Source organism: Shewanella carassii (assembly GCF_002777975.1).
Taxonomy (GTDB): domain Bacteria; phylum Pseudomonadota; class Gammaproteobacteria; order Enterobacterales; family Shewanellaceae; genus Shewanella; species Shewanella carassii.
In genome coordinates this window covers 301679-324143 of record NZ_NGVS01000033.1, presented here as the reverse complement: position 1 = coordinate 324143, position 22465 = coordinate 301679, and the positions used below count along the sequence as shown (strand labels likewise).

Sequence of the window (22465 nt, the reverse complement as noted above, 5' to 3'; positions counted from 1 at the left end):
ATAGAAGAGATAAGGCCCTGCCGGGATTGAATATTTGGCGGGACAGACAAGATTACCGTGGCATAGTGAATGGCAATCGACTCAGACACAAACTGCTACTTTTGGCAACAATCGGCGCTGATTATACACAAAAACGGACAAAATGGGGAGTCCATGACGACTCCCGCTTAAAAAAGCATCATTTTCTGACTTCGTTGTCCTTGGGTGTCTGCGAGATCCCTGCGGTCAGATTAAAACGCATCGCCTCCTCGAATGACCAATCCACCATGATCAAATCCTCCCGTCTGACCAGGCTGGTGACTCCGGCCATCTGATAGGAGAGTTGAAACAGCACGGGCACCCAGTCCCCTTCGGGCAAGGCATCGAGCAGCGGCTGAGGCGGCTTGTCTGTCATGATAAAGCCGACCACAAAACCGCCGTTGGCCTGACGCACCAATACCGTTTGCTGTGACTTGGGCTTACTGCCATCTCGGTTCATCAAAGAAGCAATATCGCGGATACTGCCATAGACAGACTTGAACAGAGGGAAACGCATCAACTGCCGTTCAATCCAGCTCCAGAGCCAAACGATGGGACTGACGGAAAACAGTAAACCGGCCACAAATACCAAGGCTGTGACCAATATAAAACCAGCTCCGGTGAACATAGTGTCCATGCCCAGCAGAGAGAAGAGTAACTTGCCCAAGCTGTCGAGAGATTCAAACAGGGACCAGAACAACCAGAGACTAAGTGCCATGGGCAGCAGATTAAGCAAGCCGCGGATCAGGGTTTGTTTCATTGAATTCCTCTTGATATTGAAGACTGTATAAGGCGCAGGACAGAGGCTCAAAGGAAGGTTTCTCGGCTGCCCCTTCCCCAACAGGCGCTCAACTCTGTATCCTGACAGAGACGCAAATCGATAGCAAAATGTTGTGCATTATCCCGGGAGACCGCAGAGTCTCCCGGGGGCGACAAGGAGAATAACAGCATGCGCGTAACCCGACTGGACCACCTGGTGTTGACCGTCCGCGACATAGAGCAGAGTGTTGCCTTCTACCAAAAACTGGGCATGAAACGCCAAACCTTTGCCGATAACAGAACGGCGCTGCAATTTGGCGATCAGAAAATCAACCTGCACCAGCTTGGCCGCGAATATTACCCCAATGCCGCCAAAGCCCAAAGTGGTTCGGCGGACTTGTGCTTTATCACCTGTGGTTCACTCGAGGATGTTATGGCGCATCTCAGTGCCGTGGGTATCGACATCGAAGAGGGCCCCGTCGCCCGTACCGGCGCCACCGGCCCGATAGACTCAGTCTATATTCGCGATCCTGACGGCAACCTGATCGAGCTGGCAGAATACCGCGTGGACTAGGCTGGGCTTTGACTAAGTCCTCTGTTGACTAAGTGCTCTGTTGACCAAGTCCCCCGTAGACCAAAAGCTCCGTTGACTAAGTACTCCGTTGACTGGGCGGTGCAGCTAACCGAGCTGTACCAGCCTGCACAGGCACAAAAAAGCCGCTTGACTACAAGCGGCTTTCTCTAAGGCTCGCGGATAAGAGCTTACAGCTCTTTTTCCATCTCCTCGTAGGAGACATGGCGTACGTCTTTACCCTTGACGTAGTAAATCACGTACTCACAGATGTTTTTGCAGCGGTCCCCTACCCGCTCAACCGCGCGGGCAGCCCAGAGCACATCCAGCACACCTGGGATAGAGCGGGGATCTTCCATCATGTAAGTCATCAACTGGCGAATAATGCCTTCATATTCCTTGTCCAGCTTGGCATCTTCCTTATGCAGCTCCAGCGCCGAGTCGGCGTCCATCCGCGCCAGCGCATCCAGGGTCGAGTGCAACATGCGGGTGGCATGGCGTCCCATGGACTCGATGCTGACCAGCAGCGGCTGCTGATTATTGCTGCGCTTTTCCAGCGCCGCCTTGGCGATACGCACGCAGGCATCACCGATGCGCTCAAGATCGGCAATCGTCTTGGAGATGGCTATCACCAGACGCAAGTCGCTGGCCGCCGGCTGACGCTTGGCAATGATGCGAGTACACTCTTCATCTATCATCACCTCCATGCCGTTGACCTTGTGATCGCCCTCGATCACCTTCTGCGCCAACTCAGTATCCAGGCTGCCCAGGGCATCCAGCGCCTGTTCCAACTGGCGCTCCACCATGCCGCCCATGGCCAGCACCCGGTTGCGGATATCTTCCAGTTCTGCATTGAACTGGCCTGATATATGTTTATTCAGGTTCTTGTTTTCCATTTGCTTCCCCTTGCTCGGACGCAGCGTTTATCAACCGTAGCGGCCGGTAATATAATCTTCGGTCTTACTCTGTTTTGGCGTAGTAAAGATAGTGTTGGTATCCGAGTACTCAATCAGCTCGCCCATATACATAAAGGCAGTCTGATCCGACACCCTGGCCGCCTGCTGCATGTTGTGCGTCACTATCACCACAGTGTACTTGGACTTGAGCTCGGTGATCAGCTCTTCGATAGTCAGGGTCGAAATAGGATCCAGCGCCGAAGTCGGCTCATCAAGCAGCAAGACTTCCGGCTCGATGGCTATCGCCCGGGCAATCACCAGACGCTGCTGCTGACCACCGGACAACCCGAAGGCGTTGTCATGCAGCCTGTCTTTCACCTCGTCCCAGATGGCGGCGCCGCGCAGTGAACGCTCACAGGCTTCATCCAGCTCACGGCGGTTACTCACGCCCTGCAGGCGCAGGCCATAGACGACATTTTCATAAATGGACTTGGGGAAAGGATTGGGGCGCTGGAACACCATGCCCACATTGCGTCTCAGCGCCGCGACATCCACTTTCTTGTCGTAGATGTTTTGACCATGGAGCAAGATTTCCCCGTCGATATGGCAGTTATCCACCAGATCGTTCATCCGGTTGATACAGCGCAGCAAGGTGGACTTACCGCAACCACTGGGGCCGATGAAGGCGGTGACCTTCTTCTTAGGGATCTTCATGGAAACATCAAACAGCGCCTGCTTGTCACCATAGCGCAAATCCAGGTTACGGATCTCCAGCGCCGTCTCTTCGGCAGGCAGGTTCGCCAGATCCAGCGTCTCAGTATTCATTACCGATGAGTCTATCGAAATCATATTCTGTCCTATCACTTCAGGATAATCGTCAATTAGTGTTCAAGCGAGCGGTACTTTTCACGCAGATGGTTGCGCACGCTGATAGCCGTCAGGTTGAGTGCCACGATCACAGATACCAGCAGGAACGAGGTGGCATAGACCAAAGGCCTGGCAGCTTCTACGTTGGGGCTCTGGAAACCAACATCATAAATATGGAACCCGAGGTGCATAAACTTACGCTCAAGATGCACGAAGGGGAAATTCATATCCACAGGCAAGGTAGGCGCCAACTTGACCACCCCCACCAGCATCAGTGGTGCCACTTCACCGGCGGCGCGGGCAACAGCCAGAATAAGCCCTGTCATAATCGCCGGACTGGCCATAGGGATAATAATCCGCCACAAGGTTTCGGCCTTGGTGGCCCCCAGAGCCAGGCTGCCCTGACGCACTGAGCTTGGAATACGTGACAAGCCTTCCTCGGTGGAAACAATCACCACAGGCAGGGTCAGAATCGCCAAAGTCAGTGCCGACCAGATAACCCCGGGAGAGCCGAAGGTCGGCGATGGCAACGCCTCTGGATAGAACAGCTGATCCAGCGAGCCCCCCAGCATATAGACAAAGAAGCCCAGACCAAACACCCCGTACACAATCGAAGGCACACCGGCGAGGTTGATTACCGCGATACGTATCATCTTGGTGATCGGCCCTTTCTTGGCGTATTCGTGCAGATAGATGGCGGCCACCACACCGAATGGTGTCACTATTACGGCCATCAGCAACACCATGAATACTGTGCCGAAAATCGCCGGGAACACCCCGCCCTCTGTGTTGGCTTCGCGGGGATCGTCACTGATAAAGCGTCCCAGTCCAACAAACCAGTGGCCTACCTTGTCGATAAAGCCCATGCGGTTGACATAGCTGACATCCAGCACCGAATCCAGACTGAGGGTCACTTCTTCGCCGCGCATGTCGCGTACTATCACAGAGTCGCGCCCGGCTTGCTCACGCAGAGAGAACAGCTGCTTTTCCAACCCTTGGTAATGCTGATCCAGTTGTTGACGCTTGGACTCAAGCTCGGCTTTACGCTCAGGCGTCAGGGCATCGTCAAGCTCATAGCCACGTTCTTTGAGGCGCAGACGTTCGAGCTCATAGTTAACCGCGCCTATGTCCTGCTTCTGCAGTGTCATCGCCTGATCGGCCAGGTCCACTGCGCGCTCGATATGCTCCTCGAGTGAATTCTGCACATCGCCGCCGAGCTCCAGCCGCTGGCCCTTCTCAATCACCGCCACAGGGTAGCCGTAGAAGTTACCGTTCTTGGTACGCTCTATCATGGCCAAGCCTTCCGGGGTGGAGCGCGACACAATATCTGTCTCCAAAATCCAGCGGAAATCCAGGCCAACAAACTCACGGTTACCCGTCTTGACCAGATAACGGGTCACAAACTCACCCGGCTCTGAGTTGAAGTGATAACCGGCGGATTTCAACCGCTCGGTCGGCACTTCTTCTCTGTCGTACAGTTCACCTATCAGGGTGTAGCGCTGGCCTTTGTCATCCTGCATCTCCCACTGATAGATATCCGCGGGCCAGAAATAGCTCAGGCCACGCCAGGCGATGAGTAACAATAGCCCCAACACCGCAATCAAACTCAGGCTAACGGCGCCCCCTGTCATCCAGATCCAGGGAGAGCCTGATTTAAACCACTTACCCATTGCACAAACCCCTTAAGGTGATTGGCGAAACATCTAGTGTTCTATTCATAATTTCTCTCCCGTTACAGTGAGCTGTAGCGGTCGCGCAAACGCTGACGCACCACTTCGGCCACAGTGTTGAACAGGAAGGTAAAGATAAAGAGTACAAAGGCTGCGAGGAACAATACCCGGTAATGGGAGCTGCCGATGGCCGACTCCGGCATTTCCACCGCGATATTGGCCGCCAGGGTCCGCATCCCTTCAAATACGCTCCACTCCATGATGGCGGTGTTCCCCGTGGCCATGAGTACAATCATGGTTTCACCCACGGCGCGGCCAAGGCCCATCATGACTGCCGAGAATATCCCCGGGCTTGCAGTCAGCAACACGACCCGGGTCAGGGTCTGCCAGGGGGTAGCTCCCAAGGCCAGGCTGCCGTTCGACAGGTGACGCGGCACAGAGAAGATGGCGTCTTCGGCAATGGAGAAGATGGTTGGAATGACGGCAAAGCCCATGGCAATACCCACCACCAGCGCGTTACGCTGATCGAAGGTGATCCCCAGTTCATTGGTGATGAACTGGCGGGTGTCGCCGTGGAAGAAGGCCACTTCGATTGCCGGGCTGATGGCAAAAGAAAACCAACCGACAAAACAGATAACCGGGATCAGCATCAGTTCCTGATAGGTTTCCGGCAGTATCGCCTTGATGCGCCCCGGCAGCTTGGACCAAGCATAGGCACTGGTCACTATGCTTATCGGCAACAACAGCAGCAAGGCCAGAATGCCGGGCAGATGCTCTTCAATCAGCGGTGCCAGCCAGAGACCGGCCAAGAAACCGAGGATCACTGTCGGCAGGGCTTCCATGATTTCAATGGTGGGCTTGACTATGCTGCGCACCTTGGGCGACATGAAATAGGCGGTATAGATAGCGCCGGCAATCGCCAGAGGAACGGCAAACAGCATGGCATAGAACGCCGCCTTGAGCGTACCGAATGCCAGCGGCATCAGACTGAGCTTGGCTTCGAAATCATCCGAGCCGGAAGTGGACTGCCAGACAAACTGCGGCTCAGGGTAACCTTCGTACCATACCTTGTTCCACAGAGCGCTCCAGGAAACTTCCGGGTGGTCGTTATCAACCGCGTACAGGTGCAGCTTGCTGCCATCTTCAATGATCAAAGCATTGGAGCGGGGGCTGAAGCCCATAACACCCGGCGCCTTGAGATCGAACTTCTTGTCGAACAGCTCACGCTCACTCGTGGTGTAAAGCAAAGACAGTTCACCCTCGGGGCTTACTGTGGCAAAGCTCTTGCGGTAAAACTCAGAGGCTATAGTGTCCACCTTACCCAAACCGCTAAACTCGCGGATCTCCTGATAGACACGGCCGCGGTCGCTGGCCACCTGAAAATACTGGGCCACCACACCGCTGTCGTAGCCTACCAGCAGTGAACTGGCGCCCGCCAGCAGGCTCAAACTGGTGACCTTGGCCTTGGCTTTCTCGACATCTATCACCTGTTGCAGCGAGATTTCATCCACATACTGAATGTTGTAGACAAAAATCTTGTTGCCGGACTGCAGCAGCAGTTGGCGCTGATCCGGGGTCATGAGTTGATGTTCAGTACGGGAAGGCGCATCCGGCAGTGGCCTGGTTTGTGTAGTCCACTCCACTTCTTCGGTCATCATGTTCTCTTCGCCGACCATCTTGGTCAGCTGCCAACGATTCTGGCTGTCCTGGTAGGCAAAACTCATGCTCTCCGAGCTATAGCCAAAGGCGAGATTCTTGAGTGGCGAGCCATCCTCGGCAACCGTCAGCGCAGACTCCCCCAGTGGATACTTGACCTTGGGCGTGATCAGGCGTTGGTTATTGGGATAGCTGACACCAAAATCCACCCCGGCCAACAAGAGTTGACCATTATCCAGTCCGAGGGCAAACAACTGCTGGCTTGGGGCACTGACTGCGCTGCTGACCACTTTGCTCGAATCTGGCACAGGCAGTTTCACCTGTTGGTGCTGCTGTTCGCCTTTGACCCTGAAGAAATCCACCACGCCTTGGTCACCGACCCGATAGAGCAGTTCATTTTGCTCGTCACTGCCCACCATCAGCGTCTTGTCTGAACTGGCCGGCAGGCTCACTTCGGTGACGGGTTCAACACTGGCGCCGTCAAACACCGGCTTAATCACGTAAAGCAGATAGAAAAAGATCAACAAAAGGGCGACGAACACCATGGTTCCGCCCACTGTTACCCCTATCTGCGCGGCCTTATCCTTGAAGGCTCTGCGGCCGGAGCCCTTGCTCACCAACAGATCTTTCGACGCAGAAGCAGGCTGAATGACCTGACTTTCCATTAAGAACCTCTATTATTAATAGCTGTTAGGCTTTTTTACCGAATTAACCGTACGTTATTGCGTTTCGGCCAACCCAGGTAAGACCATCCCTTATCGAGTGGCTGGGATTATATGACGCAAAAATGACAATAGTGTTACATAGCTTTTTTTAACATTATTCAGGAGTCTGTCTACCATGCTTCGTTACCTTATCACACTGCAAGTCCCTGACAGAAAAGGATTGGTTGAGCAGATTGCCCATGCGGTCAGCCGCCACGGTGGCAACTGGCTCGACTCGGAATTACGTCATATAGACGGGATTTTTGCCGCTATTTTGCTGCTTGAGGTTCCCAGCGAACACTGGGATGACCTACTTGATGCCCTGGAGTGCATCGATGGTATGGCGCTCACCAGTGCCAGGGCCGGCCAGCAGCAGAAATATATCAAACGCCTGAGTTTCAACCTGGTGGCCTACGACAGGCCCGGGCTGGTGCTGGACATTTCCAACAGGATCAATGCCCTGGGCATCAATATCGAGCAATTCAGCAGCAAGTTTGAAACCGCGGGCCATACCGGCATCGCCCTGTTTCGGGCCACCATCAGCCTGGGATTGACCGACCCTATGCAGGAGGAGCGCCTGACCGAATCTCTCTACAGCATAGGTGATGATCTGGTACTGGATAAGCTGAATCTGACCTGAGCCCGATACTGCCACTGCCCGACCTCTGACTCTTGAGTGCCTGCAAAAGCAGCAACCGATGTGCAATCGATAATTCCTATTAGGAAAACTGATACACTGGCGAAAATCACAAGAACAGAGTTTTGTCGTTATGCTTGGAACACTGGATAAGATGGCCGTCGCCCTGGACGAGAACCATCTGGCACAATACACCCTCAGAGTGGCTGAACAGCGCCTGGCGTTGAACCCTTTGATCGGCAAGAGTTTAACCCTGAGTCACACGGGTAACATCTTCTGCTGCAACTGCGGTAAGAAGACCAAGAAGAGTTACTCTCAGGGCCACTGTTATGTCTGTATGCAGAAGCTCGCCAGCTGCGATCTCTGCGTGATGAAACCGGAAACCTGTCATTATGATCAGGGAACCTGCCGCGAACCCGAATGGGGCGACACCCATTGCATGGTGCCCCACTATGTTTACCTGTCCAATACCTCGGGAATAAAGGTCGGTATTACCCGCCACAGCCAGCTGCCCACCCGCTGGCTGGATCAGGGAGCCACCCAGGGGCTGCCGATATTCAAAGTCAGCAGCAGGCAGCTTTCCGGCCTCATCGAAGTCGAACTGGCCAAACTGATTGCCGACAAAACCAACTGGCAGGCGATGCTCAAGGGCAACAACGACGAGATAGATCTCAAGGCCAAGGCCGAAACGCTATTGCCGAGTATCGAAACCCGCCTGCACGAGCTGGCAATGAGCCGCGGTGATTACAAGATAGAAAGATTGACCGAGACAGAGACGCAAATTCACTACCCGGTCAGTGAGTTTCCGAAGAAGATCAAGTCCCATAACTTTGATAAAGAAGCCGTTGTCAGTGGCACTCTGATGGGCATCAAGGGGCAATACCTGCTTTTCGATACCGGAGTAATCAATATCCGCAAGTTCACCTCTTATGAAGTGGAAGTCAGCTACTGATTTTTTTAATTTGAGCAAACAAGCGGCGCCACTTGGATGGGCGCCGTATTTCATCCCTCAGTACCTTTGGTGCTTGCCAGTACCCCAGAGGCTGCCTATGATGGCCGCCAATAACGCCCTTACACAGAGACAGAGCAGAATATGGCCACAGACTCCATGATGGGATCCCAGACTATCGCCGCCCAGACCCAGGCTTGGGTCAAGGAGGTGATCATGAAGTACAACATCTGCCCCTTCGCCAGGCGGGAAGTCGAGCGCGACTCGATTCGTTACACAGTTTGCGAAGAAAGCCGCATGGATACTGCCTTGCAGGCGTTGCTGGACGAGTGCCAATATCTGGATGAGCACCCACAAGCGGAAACCAGCCTGTTCATTCTGCCGAGGGGCTTTGAAGGTTTTCACCTCTATCTGGATCTGTTGGCCTTTGCCGAGCAGCTGTTGTTCGAAGAGGGTTATGAAGGGGTTTACCAGTTGGCCAGCTTTCACCCCGACTATTGTTTCGAAGGGGAGGCCCAGGATGATGCCGCCAACTATACCAACAGAGCGCCCTATCCGACCCTGCACATCATACGTGAAGCCAGTATGGAACAGGCCCTGGCCGAATATGATGATCCTGAGTCGATTCCCGAGCGCAACATCGCCTTTGCCCGCCGCAAGGGCAGCGAGTTCTTCGCCAAACTGCTGCAAAACTGCCTGAGCCGCAAGCCCTGAGTGGTAAAGAGCAAATGCCCAGAGGTACCGTTTCGGCCAAATCTCACAAATAAGCCGAAACGGTGATCCTGGAAGATAATTACCGACGACCGAAATCTATCAGGGTGTTGCGATACAGTTCGAGCAGCGCCTCGTTGCGCACCCCTACCCCAACACTCTGTGGCGGCATATCACTCCAGTCATCGTGGGGATGGCGCCGCTCATAGGTTTTCTGCATTGTGTGACCTATAGCTGGCCCGGAGCAGACCACCCGCACAGGCCCCTTTCTCAGGGTAAACAGGCTGGGGTCTATCACATAAGCAATCGCCGAGGGGTCGTGCACGTGGCAGCCGGAAATTCCCAGGCTACGCTGGTAAAAGTCGAGATAGAAACGGCTTATCTGGTGAATAAAGCGTCCCGGCTCACCGGCTTCATCGCGCAGCTTATCCAGATACTCGGGCGTAAAGAAACTCTCATGGGTCACATCCAGACCGATAATCACCACGGGCCAGTCGGCGGTAAATACGATATCGGCCGCCTCGGGATCGTCATGGATATTGGCTTCGGCAAACGGGCTGACATTGCCCTGATGGCCGTTAACCCCAAAGGCCCCCCCCATGATCACCACTTCTTTAACCAGTTTGGTGATCCCGGGTTCATGCTGCAGTGCCAGTGCCAGATTGGTCAGAGGCCCAACAGCCACCAGAGTGATCTCCCCCGGCTGCGCCTTGAGCTGCTCGACAATATATTGCCAAGCCGGACGGGGATCGGCGCTCAGGCTGACATCGGCGGCGCTGACTTGCAGATCGCCAAAACCGGTTTCACCATGAACTATGGTGGTAGGGCCGACAGGAGGGCGCGACAGCGGCTTATCCGCCCCCATGGATACGTCTGCCTTCATGCCGTATTTCTGTTTCAGATACAGGGCATTACGAGTGCTGTTTTCAATGGTGGCGTTGCCAAATACTGTGGTGATACCGATAAGATCCACGGCGGCATGGCCTTCGGCAAACAGAATTGCCATTGCATCATCAATACCGGGATCTGTATCCAGGATAATTTTCTTCGTCACAATCCAGCTTCCTTTGTGATGTTATTGATATTATCTGCGCCACTGGATGCCGGTGGCGCAGGCCCATTTTAGCCTCAAAGCCAAGCCTTCGCGCCCCGCTTTGCCATACTAAATGTCAAAAATGAGCTTCGATGGTCGGTATCTGTTCACAAACTGGCGATAATCGCCGCCCTCGCCTCAATTACTCGTATCAGAATAAAGGCCATGGGTTCGCAGCTTGCGCTCCTCATCGGTGCTGGACATGCCGGGAAATCATCCACAGCGGTATTGCAGGCAATTATTGCTTTACTGACAAATGCCTACAGCAAAAATGCTGTTCTTGATAGCCGCGAGCGAATAGGACTTTAGTCTGATATCAGCCACAACCACCTTCCATTAACATCGACATATCAAAACAACAACAAGAGGTGTCCCATGAATGCTGTGCTGTTGATGTTAATGGGCCTGGGCGCGATGGCGGCTGGCTATTTTGTCTACTCCAAATTCATCTGCGAAAAAATCTTCAAAGTCGATCCCAACTTCGTGACTCCTGCGCACGAGATGCAGGATGGTATCGACTATGTGCCCACCAATAAATATGTACTCTGGGGCCACCACTTTACCTCTGTGGCCGGAGCCGCGCCAATTATCGGCCCGGCCATTGCGGTTATCTGGGGCTGGGTACCGGCCTTCCTCTGGGTGGTGTTCGGCACCATCTTCTTTGCCGGAGTGCACGATGCCGGCGCCATCTGGGCCAGCAACCGCAACAAGGCCAAATCCGTAGGTGCGGTCACGGGTGATGTTATCGGCGAGCGGGCCCGCAGCATCTTTATGGTGGTGATATTTTTGGTGTTGCTCATGGTTAACGCCGTATTTGCCGTTGTCATTGCCAAGCAGTTGATCAACTTTCCCAGCGCCACCCTGCCGGTTTGGGGCGCCATAGTGGTGGCACTCATCATAGGCCAGCTCATCTACCGTCGTCTTATCAACCTCTTGGTGGTGTCCATTGTCGGCGTGGCGGCACTGTACGCGCTGATCTATATCGGCCCATCCATGCCGCTGGCATTGCCGGAAACCCTAGGGCCGCTGTCAGATAACCAGAGCTGGATCATCCTGCTGTTTGTCTATGCCGCCATCGCCTCGCTGCTGCCGGTATGGATGCTGCTGCAACCGCGGGACTATATCAATGGTATTCAGTTGTTTATCGGCTTAGGCTTGCTCTACGGCGCCGTGCTTCTGGGCGCGCCTGACATAGTGGCACCGGCCTTTAATGCCGATGTACCCGAAGGCACTCCATCCCTAGTGCCGCTGCTGTTTGTTACCATTGCCTGCGGCGCGATTTCCGGCTTCCACGGCCTGGTTTCCAGCGGAACCACCTCAAAACAGCTGGATAAAGAGCCAGATGTGCGTTTTGTCGGCTACTTTGGCGCCATAGGCGAAGGCTCTCTGGCACTGGCGGCCATCATAGCCGCCACCGCGGGTTTTGCGACCCTGGCCGACTGGCAGGCCATCTATCACGCCTTTGGTCAGGGGGGCGTCAGCGCCTTTATCAAGGGCGGCGCCAATATCCTCGAATCCGGGATAGGTATGGATGAAACCATGGCACAAACCCTGCTGACGGTAATGGTAGTGCTGTTTGCCGGTACCACTATGGACACTGGCTTGCGGCTACAGCGTTACATCTTCCAGGAATGGGGCAGCATCTATAACCTCAACTGGATGCAAAATGGCGCCGTCGCCACTCTGCTGGCCGTGGGTACCTGCTTGCTGCTGGCCTTCGGTGCCGGCGGTGACGGCTCGGGTGGCATGCTGATCTGGCCGCTGTTTGGCACCACCAACCAGTTGCTGGCTGGCCTGACACTGCTGGTAATCACAGTGATGCTGGTGAAACTGGGTCGCCCCATGTGGTATACCCTGGCTCCGCTTATCTTCCTGCTGGTGATGACCACCATGGGCCTACTTATTCAGCTCAAGGGCTTCTACGACAAGCAGGATTGGTTCCTGTTCACTCTGGACTTGGTGGTACTGATCGCCGCCATAGTCATTTCACTGGAGTGCAGTGCCACGTTGAGCCGCTCGCTCAAGGCGCGTAAAACCGCAGCGGAGAACGACTGATGAAGCTGGCGAAGATCAAGGCATTGGTCAAAGACCTGAGCCACCTGGCGGAAGAGGCGTATAACGCCCCTTTTCGCTCGGCAGTCGCCCGCGCCCGCAGGGAGCAGGACGATCTCTTTATGCTGCTGATCTTCTCCGAAATGATGGGGGTACCCAACCCGGCCAGTTACTACACTCTGGAGCTGCAGCCCTTGATGCTGGAAAAGTTCCATGACTGGCACCTGCGTATGGGTATGCCCCACTCACCGCTGGATCAGTTCAGATGCTGTTGAAACAAGATGTTAATTAAGGACGGGCTATGGCGCAGCTGACCGACAAACGTATTCTGTGGGTGGGTGGCAAAGGCGGTGTCGGCAAGACCACTGTCTCCTCCTCACTGGCCCTGTTGGCGGCCGGACGCGGCAAGAAAGTCCTTTTGGTGTCCACAGATCCGGCCCACAGCCTGAGCGATGCCTTTGCCAAGCAGATAGGCGATCACTACACCCGGCTGGCACCCAATCTGGATGCACTGGAAATCGACCCGGATGAGGAAGTGCGCCAACATCTCGACCGGGTCAGCCAACAGTTGAAAAGTTTTACCCGCCCGGAGATGTTCGCTGAAATTGAGCGGCAGATGCGTCTCACCCGACAGTCTCCCGGTGCCCAGGAAGCGGCTTTGCTGGAGCGGATTGCCAAGACTCTGGAAAGCGGCCTCGGTGAATACGATCTGATTATTTTCGATACTGCGCCCACCGGCCATACCCTTAGGCTGCTGAGCCTGCCTGAGGCGATGGCCGCCTGGACCCAAGGTATGCTGAGCGCCAATCAGAAATCAGAGAAGCTCGGCGCCATGCTGTCGCACCTGACACCCGGGCGAGGCCGTGATGTCGATAACCCCTTCGACGATCCGGCCGAGCACGCCACCGCCGGAATGGCACCGCGCAACAAGGCCATAGCCGAAACCCTGTTGGCGCGCCAACGGCTGCTGCAGCGCACCCGCGAGCTGATTAAAGATCCGCAGCAAACAGGGCTGCTGTTTGTCCTGACCCCAGAGAAGCTGCCTATTCTGGAAACCCGCCGCGCCGTGGCCAGTTTGCAGGCCGAGCAGTTACCGCTGGCCGGTTTGGTAATCAATCGGTTGCTGCCACCCGAGGCCGATGGCAGTTTTCTTGCCAAACGCCGCCAGCAGGAAGCCGTGCACCTCGAAGAGATAGACGCAAACTTTAGCAAACTGCGCCGCTTTCGACTGCCACTCAAGGAAACCGATATCCAGGGCCTGAGCGGCCTTGAACAGATGGCGACCGAACTGGCCAAAGCCGGGCTGTAAATTCTCTTATTTGTTCAACCAAACTTGCCTCCAAAGCTTTGCCTGTTCCCTTTCCTAAATCGAGAATTTCTATTGGCAACAGATGATGGTTAATTTATGAAGAAATCCACAAAGAAAAAACACTAACAAACTAAATAACTGCTCCAAAAGTAGATCACTGAACCGATATCGTCTCCAAGTAGTAACTTGACGCAGTTAGAACACCAGCCTAATGAGGTGGGCTTCAGGATCACATATCCGGAAACTCTTGCGCCACAATGGTTCAGCAAGATGCAGCACAAATAGGATCAGTTATTTAGTATTAAAGTTAATCCAATGGAAATAAATAAAAACCCTAAAAATAAACCTTTTGTGTTCGTTCTAAAATCTAGTTTATGCCTAAAGCCTATTATAGTTAAACCTACCACTACAAACCCGATTAAAATAAATTTTAACATCTTATATCCTGCTGAGGAGAGTCCTCCTCCGCTAACTAATTTAATCGTTGCATTACTGAGAATAAGCGTTTCCTTTCGTGATAGAACCCACCGCGAATTCAACTTCAGCAGTAATCATATTAATTTAAAAACAACTTTACAATAACAAAAAGAATAAAGCCAAGCCAAGAAAATGCTACGACAAAAATGATTAACTTAAAAATTATGCTCAACCCAAATGAATCCACCAAAGCGTACTCTGTAGGGAATAGATCTTCTACCTTCACTTTACTTAACCACTTCATTTCCACCTCCAACACTCAATAATGTATGACATGTAAACTCTGGCTAAAATAATTACTAATATTACCAATAAAAACAACCTATGGAATAATGGATGACAACGACAGCTAACATTAACTTTTTCAAAAACTGAAATATCGCAAGAGGAATACTAAAATCCTAAAGCTATAGAAAACTCAATATATAAAAACATTAAAAAACTAGCAAAATCCTAGAACATAATTTCTACTTACCTCTTTTAAAAATGTAAGCTAGCAAGATAACAACGTGCCCTACAATAAAAATTACAATCTTAGAAAGAGTGCCAATTGGGAAAATCAAAATAAAAACAAGTAAAACATACGCTAATATAATATATAAGTTTATATCTTTCATAATTAACTTTATCTGTTAATGGAAGGGGTTCCCCCCTTCCCATAAGATTATCTATAGCACACCGCAGCTGCTACAAATCCTCCGAAAAAGGCACCAGCCGATGCCCCACCAGTGAACCCTAGACCCAGAGAGAAGTATCCAGCAGCTATGCCGCCGGCAAGTGCAGAGCCTGAGACAATTGCAGCTGAACATACTCCAGAATTTATTCCACCATTCACTATCTCTGTATCTTTAACTGTTAATTCTTGCATTTTTCTCTTCCCCTCTTATAACATCGAACACATTGCCAAACCGAACCTTTGCCCTGTTGTAGCACCAAAAACACCTCCAGCAACCATACCTGCAGGCCCAAAAATTCCTCCAGCGATTACCCCAATAGTTCCTCCCATAATGGAAGTACTAGCAGAGAGAGTAAAACATCCTGCCCCACTAATTCCCCCATTTATTATTTCCAACTCTTTATCATTTAGTTCTTGCATAAAATTTCTCTCTCACTAAAATTTTGAAACTGTGTTTACTTGATGCTTTCATCAAGCGACCTTTCAAAGGCACGGTCGGCCGCAAAACCTTGACCGTGCCTTTGACTTAAGCAGCTTTCCCATTGAGGTTGACTTAAACTGCCTAAGTACCAAGTTACGCTCCTTGCTGCTGTAAAGATTCAGGCGTATGAAGTTGCCCCATATGCATCACCAATACCCTATCTGCCTGTTTAATAGTTTCTGGGCGATGTGCAACGATAATTCTGGTCATGGCAAGTTGCTTTATCTGCTCCCCTATACGTATTTCATTCATCACATCCAAATGACTGGTGGCCTCATCCATAAACAACAACTTAGGACTTTTATAAAGGGCTCTGGCAAGCAATAGTCGCTGAACCTGACCACCAGAAAACTGATTCCCCATATCACCTACCAGGCTGTTGTACCCCATTGGCATCCGATTGATATCTTCATCAATTGCTGCTAAATGTGCACACTGCTGTACTTTAAGCAGGTTCGGCTCCGGGTCAAAGAAACATAAATTGTCCAGTACAGAACCTGATAACAAGGTGTCGTTCTGCATAACAGCTGCTATTTGCTTCCTGTATTGTATTAGCCCAACCTTGCTAACTTCGATACCATCAAGCAATACTTTTCCCTCAGTAGGTTTCAGCAAGCCAAGCATAATTTTTACTAAAGTACTCTTACCACAACCAGAGGCACCAATAATGGCCAGAGATTCACCCGATGTTACTTTAAGATTGAGATCTTTTATGATCCAAGCTTCATTATCGGCATAGCGAAAACTGACGTTTTTTAATTCGAGTTCCCCCTTGGCTTCTGGTAGTTGAAATTTGGCATCACGGTTAGCCTCGATATCACTCATCGCGATATCGGAGATCCGCTCCAGATGCAATCTTAACATCCGAAAGAGGATAAGCTGCTCTATAAAGTTTGTCATTCTTTCGGTTAATTGGTTCTTGTATGCGATAAAAGCCAAAATCATACCGACGGTTAAACTGCCAGCCATTACGGCCATTGCCGCCAAATAGATAACAATAACATTTTCCAATCCAAACAATAATTTATTAACCACATCAAAGCTAATCTTAAGCTTACCTAGACGGATTTCACTATTAATCACCTCCGCATAGTGATTTTGCCAAAGGCTCTGCCTTAGATATTCAGAGGTAAAAAGTTTAATTGTTTGGACACCCCTAATATTTTCCAAAAAGTTGGTTTGTTCTTTGGCTTGGGATTGAATAGTTTCCTCTGTGGTACGTCTCAATGGTTGATATAATGCCAGCCTCAATAGGGTGTATAAGAGTATGGCAACAATAACGACCAAGGTTAGTTTAACTGAATAGAACAGCATCATTACCAATACTGCCAGTGACATAATCCCATCGACCAGCGTTTCTGTTAACCCCGTAGTTAGTCGCTCGCGGATTTGTGCCAATGAACCAAAGCGCGATACTAAGTCACCAATATGTCGTTTTTCAAAATAACTCATTGGCAACTTGAACAAATGCCTTATCAGATTAACTCCCATTTGAATATTCATCATGCTGGAAAGTCTGAGTACTAAATAGCTGCGGACCCCTGTCGTTACAACATTCAAAATAACCAGCAAACCAAACCCCACAGCCAATACAAATAACAATGGTTGGTCTCGACTAAGGAGAACTTCATCAACAACCCACTGCATATAGTAAGGTGCTACCAGGGAAAATAGTTGCAAGATAACCGACAATACCAATAAGGCCAGTAACCCCTGCTTTAGACCTGTCATACGACTCCAAAGCTGGCTCAACTTCATCCTTACGCGTAAATCTTGTTTTTTAAACTCAGCACTTGGCGCTAATTCCAGCGCAATACCGGTATAATGCAGGCTAAATTCCTGCAGAGTCATTTTGCGTTTACCCTGCGCTGGGTCATTGATACAGATGTAACGCTTGGTCACACCGGTCAATACCACAAAATGGTTCATATCCCAATGTAAAACGCAAGGTAAAGCTAGCTTACCCACCTCTTCAATAGGACATTTCAGTGCTCTGCTGGATAGTCCTATTTTGTCGGCTAGTGCAATCATCTGTTGCAGATTTATTCCACTTAAGCTGGCGTTGAAGCTTTGCCTTAAAGATGATAAATCCTGCTTGTGACCATGAAAACTGGCAACCATTAACAAGCATGCAAGACCACATTCTGCTACTTCAGTTTGCATAACCAATGGCACATGTCTGGTACCGGAAAACTCCAGCAAAGACAAAGGATCTTGAGTTGTATCTGTATAGGTTTGCATATTAACCGACTCTTCCTCTCAAGCTGTAAATAGGATCCAATAACCAGTCAAAGATTGAACGTCGATCAAGCACTATATCGGCTTCAAGCAACATGCCGCTTTTTAGGTTAAAAGATTCACCATAAGCCTGAACACTCTGAGCTGAGAGTATTGTCCTTACACGATAGACAGGCTCATTTAAAGTTATAGGTAGACTCGCCTCACCCTCTACAATCAATGCCTTATCAATACGTGCAACCTGACTTTCCAAAAAACCAAACCTTTGATAAGGAAATGCATCAAATCTCAGCCTGGCTTCATCTCCTTCGCGGACAAAACCGGCAGAACGCGTCGGTAATAAGAGCTCAGCGACTAACTCAGCTCCTTCGGGAATAATACTGACTAAGGGCCGGGTCACTGCAACAAACTCACCCTGAACAATGGAGACTGCTGCAATTACACCTGACTCTGGAGCTGTTATCACAAATCGGTAAGTATTATTAATTTCATCTATCTGCCGTTGTAGCTCTATCAGCTGTTTTTCAAGTGACACAATAGTTAGCTCAAACTGTATTGGATTAGAGGCTAACTCCGCATTTATCTGATTCAACTCAGATGAAACTGACGCCTTATTGGCATTGACCTCTTCCAAGTCTTGCTCAGCTATCAATAGTTTTTGCTTTTGTGCTCTGTAATCAATGTCTGATAAATAACCTTTTCCATGTAAAGTTGAATATTGTTCAGATTCCGTCTTCAGCAGAGTAAGTCTACTCGTCATTATTTCTGATTGGCGATTAAATACTGAAAGTGAAATTGCAAGATCAGTTTTACGCTGTTTAAGGCGTGACAATTCGCTCTGGTGAAGCTGTCTTTGTTGCTGTTTTTCTTCCAGTAGAATGGCTTTTTGTGATAATAAAGAAGATACTATTTTTTCACCAATCTCTTCGCCAGACGCTGTGCCACTTTGAACACTAATGACCGCGATTGGTTGGCCAGAAACAACATTGTCACCCTCCTTGACATGTAATTCGGTTACGATTCCACCTTTTACAGGGTATGTTTTTATTATTCCAGCATCCGGAAGCAAGTAACCTCTCACCGTTTCCTTTCTGGCATATTCTGAAAAATAAAGGAATAAAATTATGGATAAAACACTCAAAAAAACAGTGAAAACCCAAAAGTGAACAGATAAAGGTTGAGCTAGAGAAACACTCCCCAACAACCTTTTATTGGAATAATCAAGAGCTTCCTTTCTGAAGAGTCCATTCATTTATAACTATAATTCCATTTTGAAATGCTATACGCCAAAATTACTTCGAAATGCCATACGTTAAAAACGTATTCAAATCATTAAGAATAAACACAAAAATACACACAAAAAAAATAATGTCAACACGCTTTTTTCAACAGAACAGATAAAGCTACAGTCATCACAAATGAGAAACTTTAAAAACATCTATCATATCAATACCCCCAACTTAAAAGTAATTTGTATCAAAAGGTTTCTAAGGTTACTAGTTAATATTCACCCAGTAAGAGTAATCATTCACAGATATAAAGAGATACAGAAGCTGATTAAAAATCAATATTGAATAAGCTGAAAATGCTATACATTGGATTTCAAGCTCAGATATTCGCTGACAATAAACAGCGGATCCTGAGATTAACCTGGATATATACGCTCAACACAATGAAACATAGTGTTACATTTATCGTATGCGATTATTCTGGAAAACCAAATCGAAGAGACAATATTTCTTAACAAGATTTAAACAATCGCTTAATTAAAACCAGTGTTAGCCATATACATGAGGGTGCAGAAGTTTAGCAGTTGCGAAATAAACCTACATTAACCAGCAACTTCGTGGACTAACCTATGAAAAGCTAATCGGACATGGAGATTGGCCCAGTGCCAAAAGTCCGTTCTCTGCCCTGATCCCCGGCCTGTTTGCGCTGGGAACCCAACCCCTAGCTGCAGCTGAAACGCAAACCAGTATCAAACTGGCTGGTGACGCGGGACTGTGCCTGCACATTCCGGGTGGCAATACCCAGGATCATAGCCAGTTGGCACTGGTGCCCTACGATGCTTCCAATCCGGCTCAGGCATTCGATAAAGACGGCAGCGTGTTCTCAAGCCGAATGGCACCCAATCAGGTGCTTGATGCCTCGGGAGAACAAGCCGGCGCGGCTCTTATCCTCTACCACCACCATGGCGACAGTAATCAGAAGTGGAAGTCCAGCCTCTGATCCAAGCCTTTAAAAAACAGCAAGGCCGGTTCAATGAACCGGCCTTGTTTATTGTGATTTTTTTACTTGGTGTTACACCAAGCCTGCCATAAAAGACTTAGGCTTCGATGCCTTTGCTGGCCAGGAACTCATCATAAGTGCCCTTGAAGTCGCTCACGCCATCAGCGCTTATCTCTATGATACGGTTGGCCAGAGATGACACAAAGGCGCGGTCATGGCTGACAAACAGCAAGGTGCCTTCATAGAGTTCGAGGGCGTTGTTCAACGACTCAATCGATTCCATATCCAGGTGGTTGGTCGGTTCGTCCATCACCAGAATATTGGGCTTTTGCAGCATCAACTTGCCAAACAGCATACGCCCCTGCTCACCACCGGACAGTACTTTGACAGATTTCTTGATGTCATCGGCGCTGAACAACATACGGCCCAGCACTGAACGCACCGCCTGATCGTCATCACCTTCCAGACGCCACTGACCCATCCAGTCAAACAGGTTCATATCATTTTCAAAGTCGCTGGCATGATCCTGGGCGTAGTAGCCGATACGATGGTTTTCAGACCACTGAATGGTACCGCTCTTTTGTGGCAACTCGTGGATCAGAGTACGCAGCAAGGTGGTCTTACCCACACCGTTTTCACCCAGAATCGCGATACGCTCGCCCACTTCGGCGATAAAGTTTACATCCTTGAACAGCAGCTCATCGTAACCATTACTCATGTTCTCAACAATCAAAGCGTTACGGAACAGTTTCTTCTCCTGCTCGAAACGAATGTAGGGGTTAACCCGGCTGGAAGCCTTGATCTCATCCAGCTTGATCTTGTCGATTTGACGGGCACGGGACGTGGCCTGTTTGGCCTTGGAAGCGTTGGCAGAGAAGCGTGCCACGAAGGTTTGCAGCTCGGCAATCTGTGCCTTCTTCTTGGCGTTTTCAGCCACCAGGCGCTCGCGGGCCTGTGAGGCGGCTGTCATGTATTCATCATAGTTGCCCGGATAGACCCGCAGCTCACCATAGTCCAGATCCGCCATATGGGTACAGACAGAGTTGAGGAAGTATCTGTCGTGGGAAATGATGATCATGGTGCTGTTACGCTGGTTAAGCATCTCCTGCAGCCAGCGAATGGTATCGATATCCAAGTTGTTGGTCGGTTCGTCGAGCAGCAATACATCGGGATCAGAGAACAAGGCCTGTGCCAGCAGCACCCTGAGTTTCCAACCCGGTGCCACTTCACTCATGGGGCCAAAATGTTGTTCCAGCGGAATACCCACCCCGAGCAGCAACTCACCGGCGCGGCTCTCTGCGGTATAACCGTCCATTTCGGCAAACTGCATCTCAAGATCGGCCACTTTAATGCCGTCTTCTTCGCTCATTTCCGGTAAGGAGTAGATGCGATCGCGCTCCTGCTTCACCGCCCACAACTCTTTGTGACCCATGATCACTGTGTCGATAACGCTGTGCTCTTCATAGGCGAACTGATCCTGATTCAGCTTACCCAGACGCTCGTTGGGATCCAGCGACACATTACCCGAGGTTGGCTCCAACTCACCGGAAAGGATCTTCATAAAGGTAGACTTACCGCAGCCATTGGCGCCGATAAGGCCGTATCTGTTGCCTTCGCCGAATTTAACCGAGATGTTTTCAAACAGCGGCTTGGCGCCAAACTGCATGGTGATGTTAGCTGTCGTTATCACTGTATGATTCCAAAATATCCAGATGCGGGACCGGGCTATGTAAAGCCGCGTCCAAGAGCCCAAGGCCTATGATTGGCCGGGTAAATAAAGCCGGGCACTATAACATTCCTGCGTGAATTATCAACCGAACTCGCGGTCGTTCATTGAGATAAAAAAGTGCAACCAGCTGTTTATAAAAGACTTTAAAAATCTTCTGCTAGCAGATTAAAAATCCAGATCGCGGCCACAAACCAAGGTAGTTTCCGCCTTGTTTGTTGCAAAAGTGCTGTAACAGCCAAGTTCAGTGCGCAAAATATCCGCAGGCAAGGCATATCCCGGCTCACCATTGATAGTGATGCTCTCGCTGTCCTCGGTGTAATCCGTGCTCAGCGTGGTGCCATCGGCCAACTGCCAGCGACTGAGAAATGAGTGCACATTGGCACAAACCGTGATTTCACACTCCAGGGTCTTTTGGCTGTCACCCTTGATCACTATGCACTCAGTGGTTTTCTCGCCGCAGCCCGCCTGAGCAGGCACAGAGACGGCGCTCAGCAGCAAGACACCGCCTAGCAGACTCAGCTTAGCTGCCGCGGTTAATTTTCTGGATTGCATTTTCCTACTCCTTTCCCATTCCTTTTCTCATTCCCCATTTTTTCTTATTCCCTATAGCCCTGCTGTGACTCACTTGGCCAGCGATATCCAGCCCCAAGCTTATATTGACCAAAGGCTGCGTTTTTCGGCAGGCATTGGTGCTGAGCAAAGGCAAACCCCTTATTTAAACAGGAAAAACAAGGCGATAAAAC

General features: G+C 50.4%; 19 protein-coding genes. 8 read left to right on the top strand and 11 right to left on the bottom strand.

Annotated elements, in window-relative coordinates; translation table 11 throughout:
* Positions 1–178 precede the first annotated feature (178 nt).
* Positions 179–778 carry a DUF502 domain-containing protein gene (locus CBE72_RS17635; protein WP_100145409.1) on the bottom strand — a complete coding sequence of 200 codons (600 nt, stop codon included), beginning with the start codon at positions 776–778 and terminating at the stop codon, positions 179–181.
* A gap of 189 nt (positions 779–967) precedes the next feature.
* On the opposite strand from CBE72_RS17635, the gene CBE72_RS17630 reads away from it, so the two are divergent.
* Positions 968–1351, top strand: a complete 384-nt coding sequence (locus CBE72_RS17630) for a VOC family protein (protein WP_025009814.1) — start codon at positions 968–970, stop codon at positions 1349–1351.
* 188 nt (positions 1352–1539) lie between these two features.
* On the opposite strand, the gene phoU is transcribed toward CBE72_RS17630, so the two are convergent.
* The 4 genes from phoU to CBE72_RS17610 all read right to left on the bottom strand — a co-directional run bounded on the left by phoU (position 1540) and on the right by CBE72_RS17610 (position 7102).
* The gene (gene phoU, locus CBE72_RS17625) at positions 1540–2244 is read right to left on the bottom strand and encodes a phosphate signaling complex protein PhoU (protein ID WP_100145407.1); all 705 of its coding nucleotides are present in this window, start codon (positions 2242–2244) and stop codon (positions 1540–1542) included.
* Positions 2245–2274: 30 nt separating this feature from the next.
* The gene (gene pstB / locus CBE72_RS17620; protein WP_025009812.1) at positions 2275–3093 is read right to left on the bottom strand and encodes a phosphate ABC transporter ATP-binding protein PstB; all 819 of its coding nucleotides are present in this window, start codon (positions 3091–3093) and stop codon (positions 2275–2277) included.
* A 32-nt stretch (positions 3094–3125) separates the two neighbouring features.
* Positions 3126–4781 (bottom strand): phosphate ABC transporter permease PstA, encoded by a 1656-nt coding sequence (gene pstA / locus CBE72_RS17615; RefSeq protein WP_039033926.1) that lies wholly within the window; start codon positions 4779–4781, stop codon positions 3126–3128.
* 62 nt (positions 4782–4843) lie between these two features.
* Positions 4844–7102 carry an ABC transporter permease subunit gene (locus CBE72_RS17610; RefSeq protein WP_100145405.1) on the bottom strand — a complete coding sequence of 753 codons (2259 nt, stop codon included), beginning with the start codon at positions 7100–7102 and terminating at the stop codon, positions 4844–4846.
* Between the two features lie 175 nt (positions 7103–7277).
* Here CBE72_RS17610 and CBE72_RS17605 point away from each other — a divergent pair, with 175 nt between their 5' ends.
* From CBE72_RS17605 to CBE72_RS17595, 3 genes are all read left to right on the top strand, one after another.
* Positions 7278–7781, top strand: coding sequence for a glycine cleavage system transcriptional repressor (locus CBE72_RS17605; RefSeq protein WP_025009810.1), 504 nt, complete (start codon positions 7278–7280; stop codon positions 7779–7781).
* 130 nt (positions 7782–7911) lie between these two features.
* Positions 7912–8730: a DUF2797 domain-containing protein gene (locus tag CBE72_RS17600; RefSeq protein ID WP_100145403.1), complete on the top strand. Its 819-nt coding sequence runs from the start codon at positions 7912–7914 to the stop codon at positions 8728–8730.
* A 141-nt stretch (positions 8731–8871) separates the two neighbouring features.
* Positions 8872–9441, top strand: coding sequence for a DUF1415 domain-containing protein (locus CBE72_RS17595; protein ID WP_093982697.1), 570 nt, complete (start codon positions 8872–8874; stop codon positions 9439–9441).
* A gap of 79 nt (positions 9442–9520) precedes the next feature.
* Here CBE72_RS17595 and CBE72_RS17590 read toward each other — a convergent pair whose 3' ends face one another.
* Complete coding sequence (locus CBE72_RS17590; protein ID WP_100145401.1) at positions 9521–10492, bottom strand: nucleoside hydrolase; 972 nt, start codon at positions 10490–10492, stop codon at positions 9521–9523.
* Between the two features lie 414 nt (positions 10493–10906).
* On the opposite strand from CBE72_RS17590, the gene CBE72_RS17585 reads away from it, so the two are divergent.
* The 3 genes from CBE72_RS17585 to CBE72_RS17575 are packed head-to-tail and all read left to right on the top strand — an operon-like array spanning position 10907 to position 13892.
* Complete coding sequence (locus tag CBE72_RS17585) at positions 10907–12586, top strand: carbon starvation CstA family protein (RefSeq protein WP_100145399.1); 1680 nt, start codon at positions 10907–10909, stop codon at positions 12584–12586.
* A complete protein-coding gene (locus tag CBE72_RS17580; protein WP_025009799.1) occupies positions 12586–12858 on the top strand; it encodes a cory-CC-star protein in 273 nt (90 codons plus the stop codon). The genes CBE72_RS17585 and CBE72_RS17580 overlap by 1 nt, the downstream gene beginning before the upstream one ends.
* Before the next feature lie 26 nt (positions 12859–12884).
* On the top strand, positions 12885–13892 hold the full coding sequence (locus CBE72_RS17575) for an ArsA family ATPase (RefSeq protein WP_100145397.1): 1008 nt from the start codon (positions 12885–12887) through the stop codon (positions 13890–13892).
* A 1360-nt stretch (positions 13893–15252) separates the two neighbouring features.
* Here CBE72_RS17575 and CBE72_RS17565 read toward each other — a convergent pair.
* From CBE72_RS17565 to CBE72_RS17555, 3 genes are all read right to left on the bottom strand, one after another.
* A complete protein-coding gene (locus tag CBE72_RS17565) occupies positions 15253–15465 on the bottom strand; it encodes a Blp family class II bacteriocin (protein ID WP_100145395.1) in 213 nt (70 codons plus the stop codon).
* A 154-nt stretch (positions 15466–15619) separates the two neighbouring features.
* A complete protein-coding gene (locus CBE72_RS17560) occupies positions 15620–17767 on the bottom strand; it encodes a peptidase domain-containing ABC transporter (RefSeq protein WP_100145393.1) in 2148 nt (715 codons plus the stop codon).
* Position 17768: 1 nt separating this feature from the next.
* Complete coding sequence (locus tag CBE72_RS17555; protein WP_100145391.1) at positions 17769–19016, bottom strand: HlyD family secretion protein; 1248 nt, start codon at positions 19014–19016, stop codon at positions 17769–17771.
* Between the two features lie 578 nt (positions 19017–19594).
* Here CBE72_RS17555 and CBE72_RS20595 point away from each other — a divergent pair.
* Positions 19595–19993 carry an RICIN domain-containing protein gene (locus CBE72_RS20595; RefSeq protein ID WP_157929115.1) on the top strand — a complete coding sequence of 133 codons (399 nt, stop codon included), beginning with the start codon at positions 19595–19597 and terminating at the stop codon, positions 19991–19993.
* A 97-nt stretch (positions 19994–20090) separates the two neighbouring features.
* Here CBE72_RS20595 and CBE72_RS17545 read toward each other — a convergent pair whose 3' ends face one another.
* Together CBE72_RS17545 and CBE72_RS17540 are read right to left on the bottom strand one after the other, a co-directional pair.
* A complete protein-coding gene (locus CBE72_RS17545) occupies positions 20091–21683 on the bottom strand; it encodes an ABC-F family ATPase (RefSeq protein WP_025009796.1) in 1593 nt (530 codons plus the stop codon).
* A 204-nt stretch (positions 21684–21887) separates the two neighbouring features.
* Positions 21888–22274, bottom strand: coding sequence for a hypothetical protein (locus CBE72_RS17540; RefSeq protein ID WP_100145387.1), 387 nt, complete (start codon positions 22272–22274; stop codon positions 21888–21890).
* Between the last annotated feature and the right edge of the window lie 191 nt (positions 22275–22465).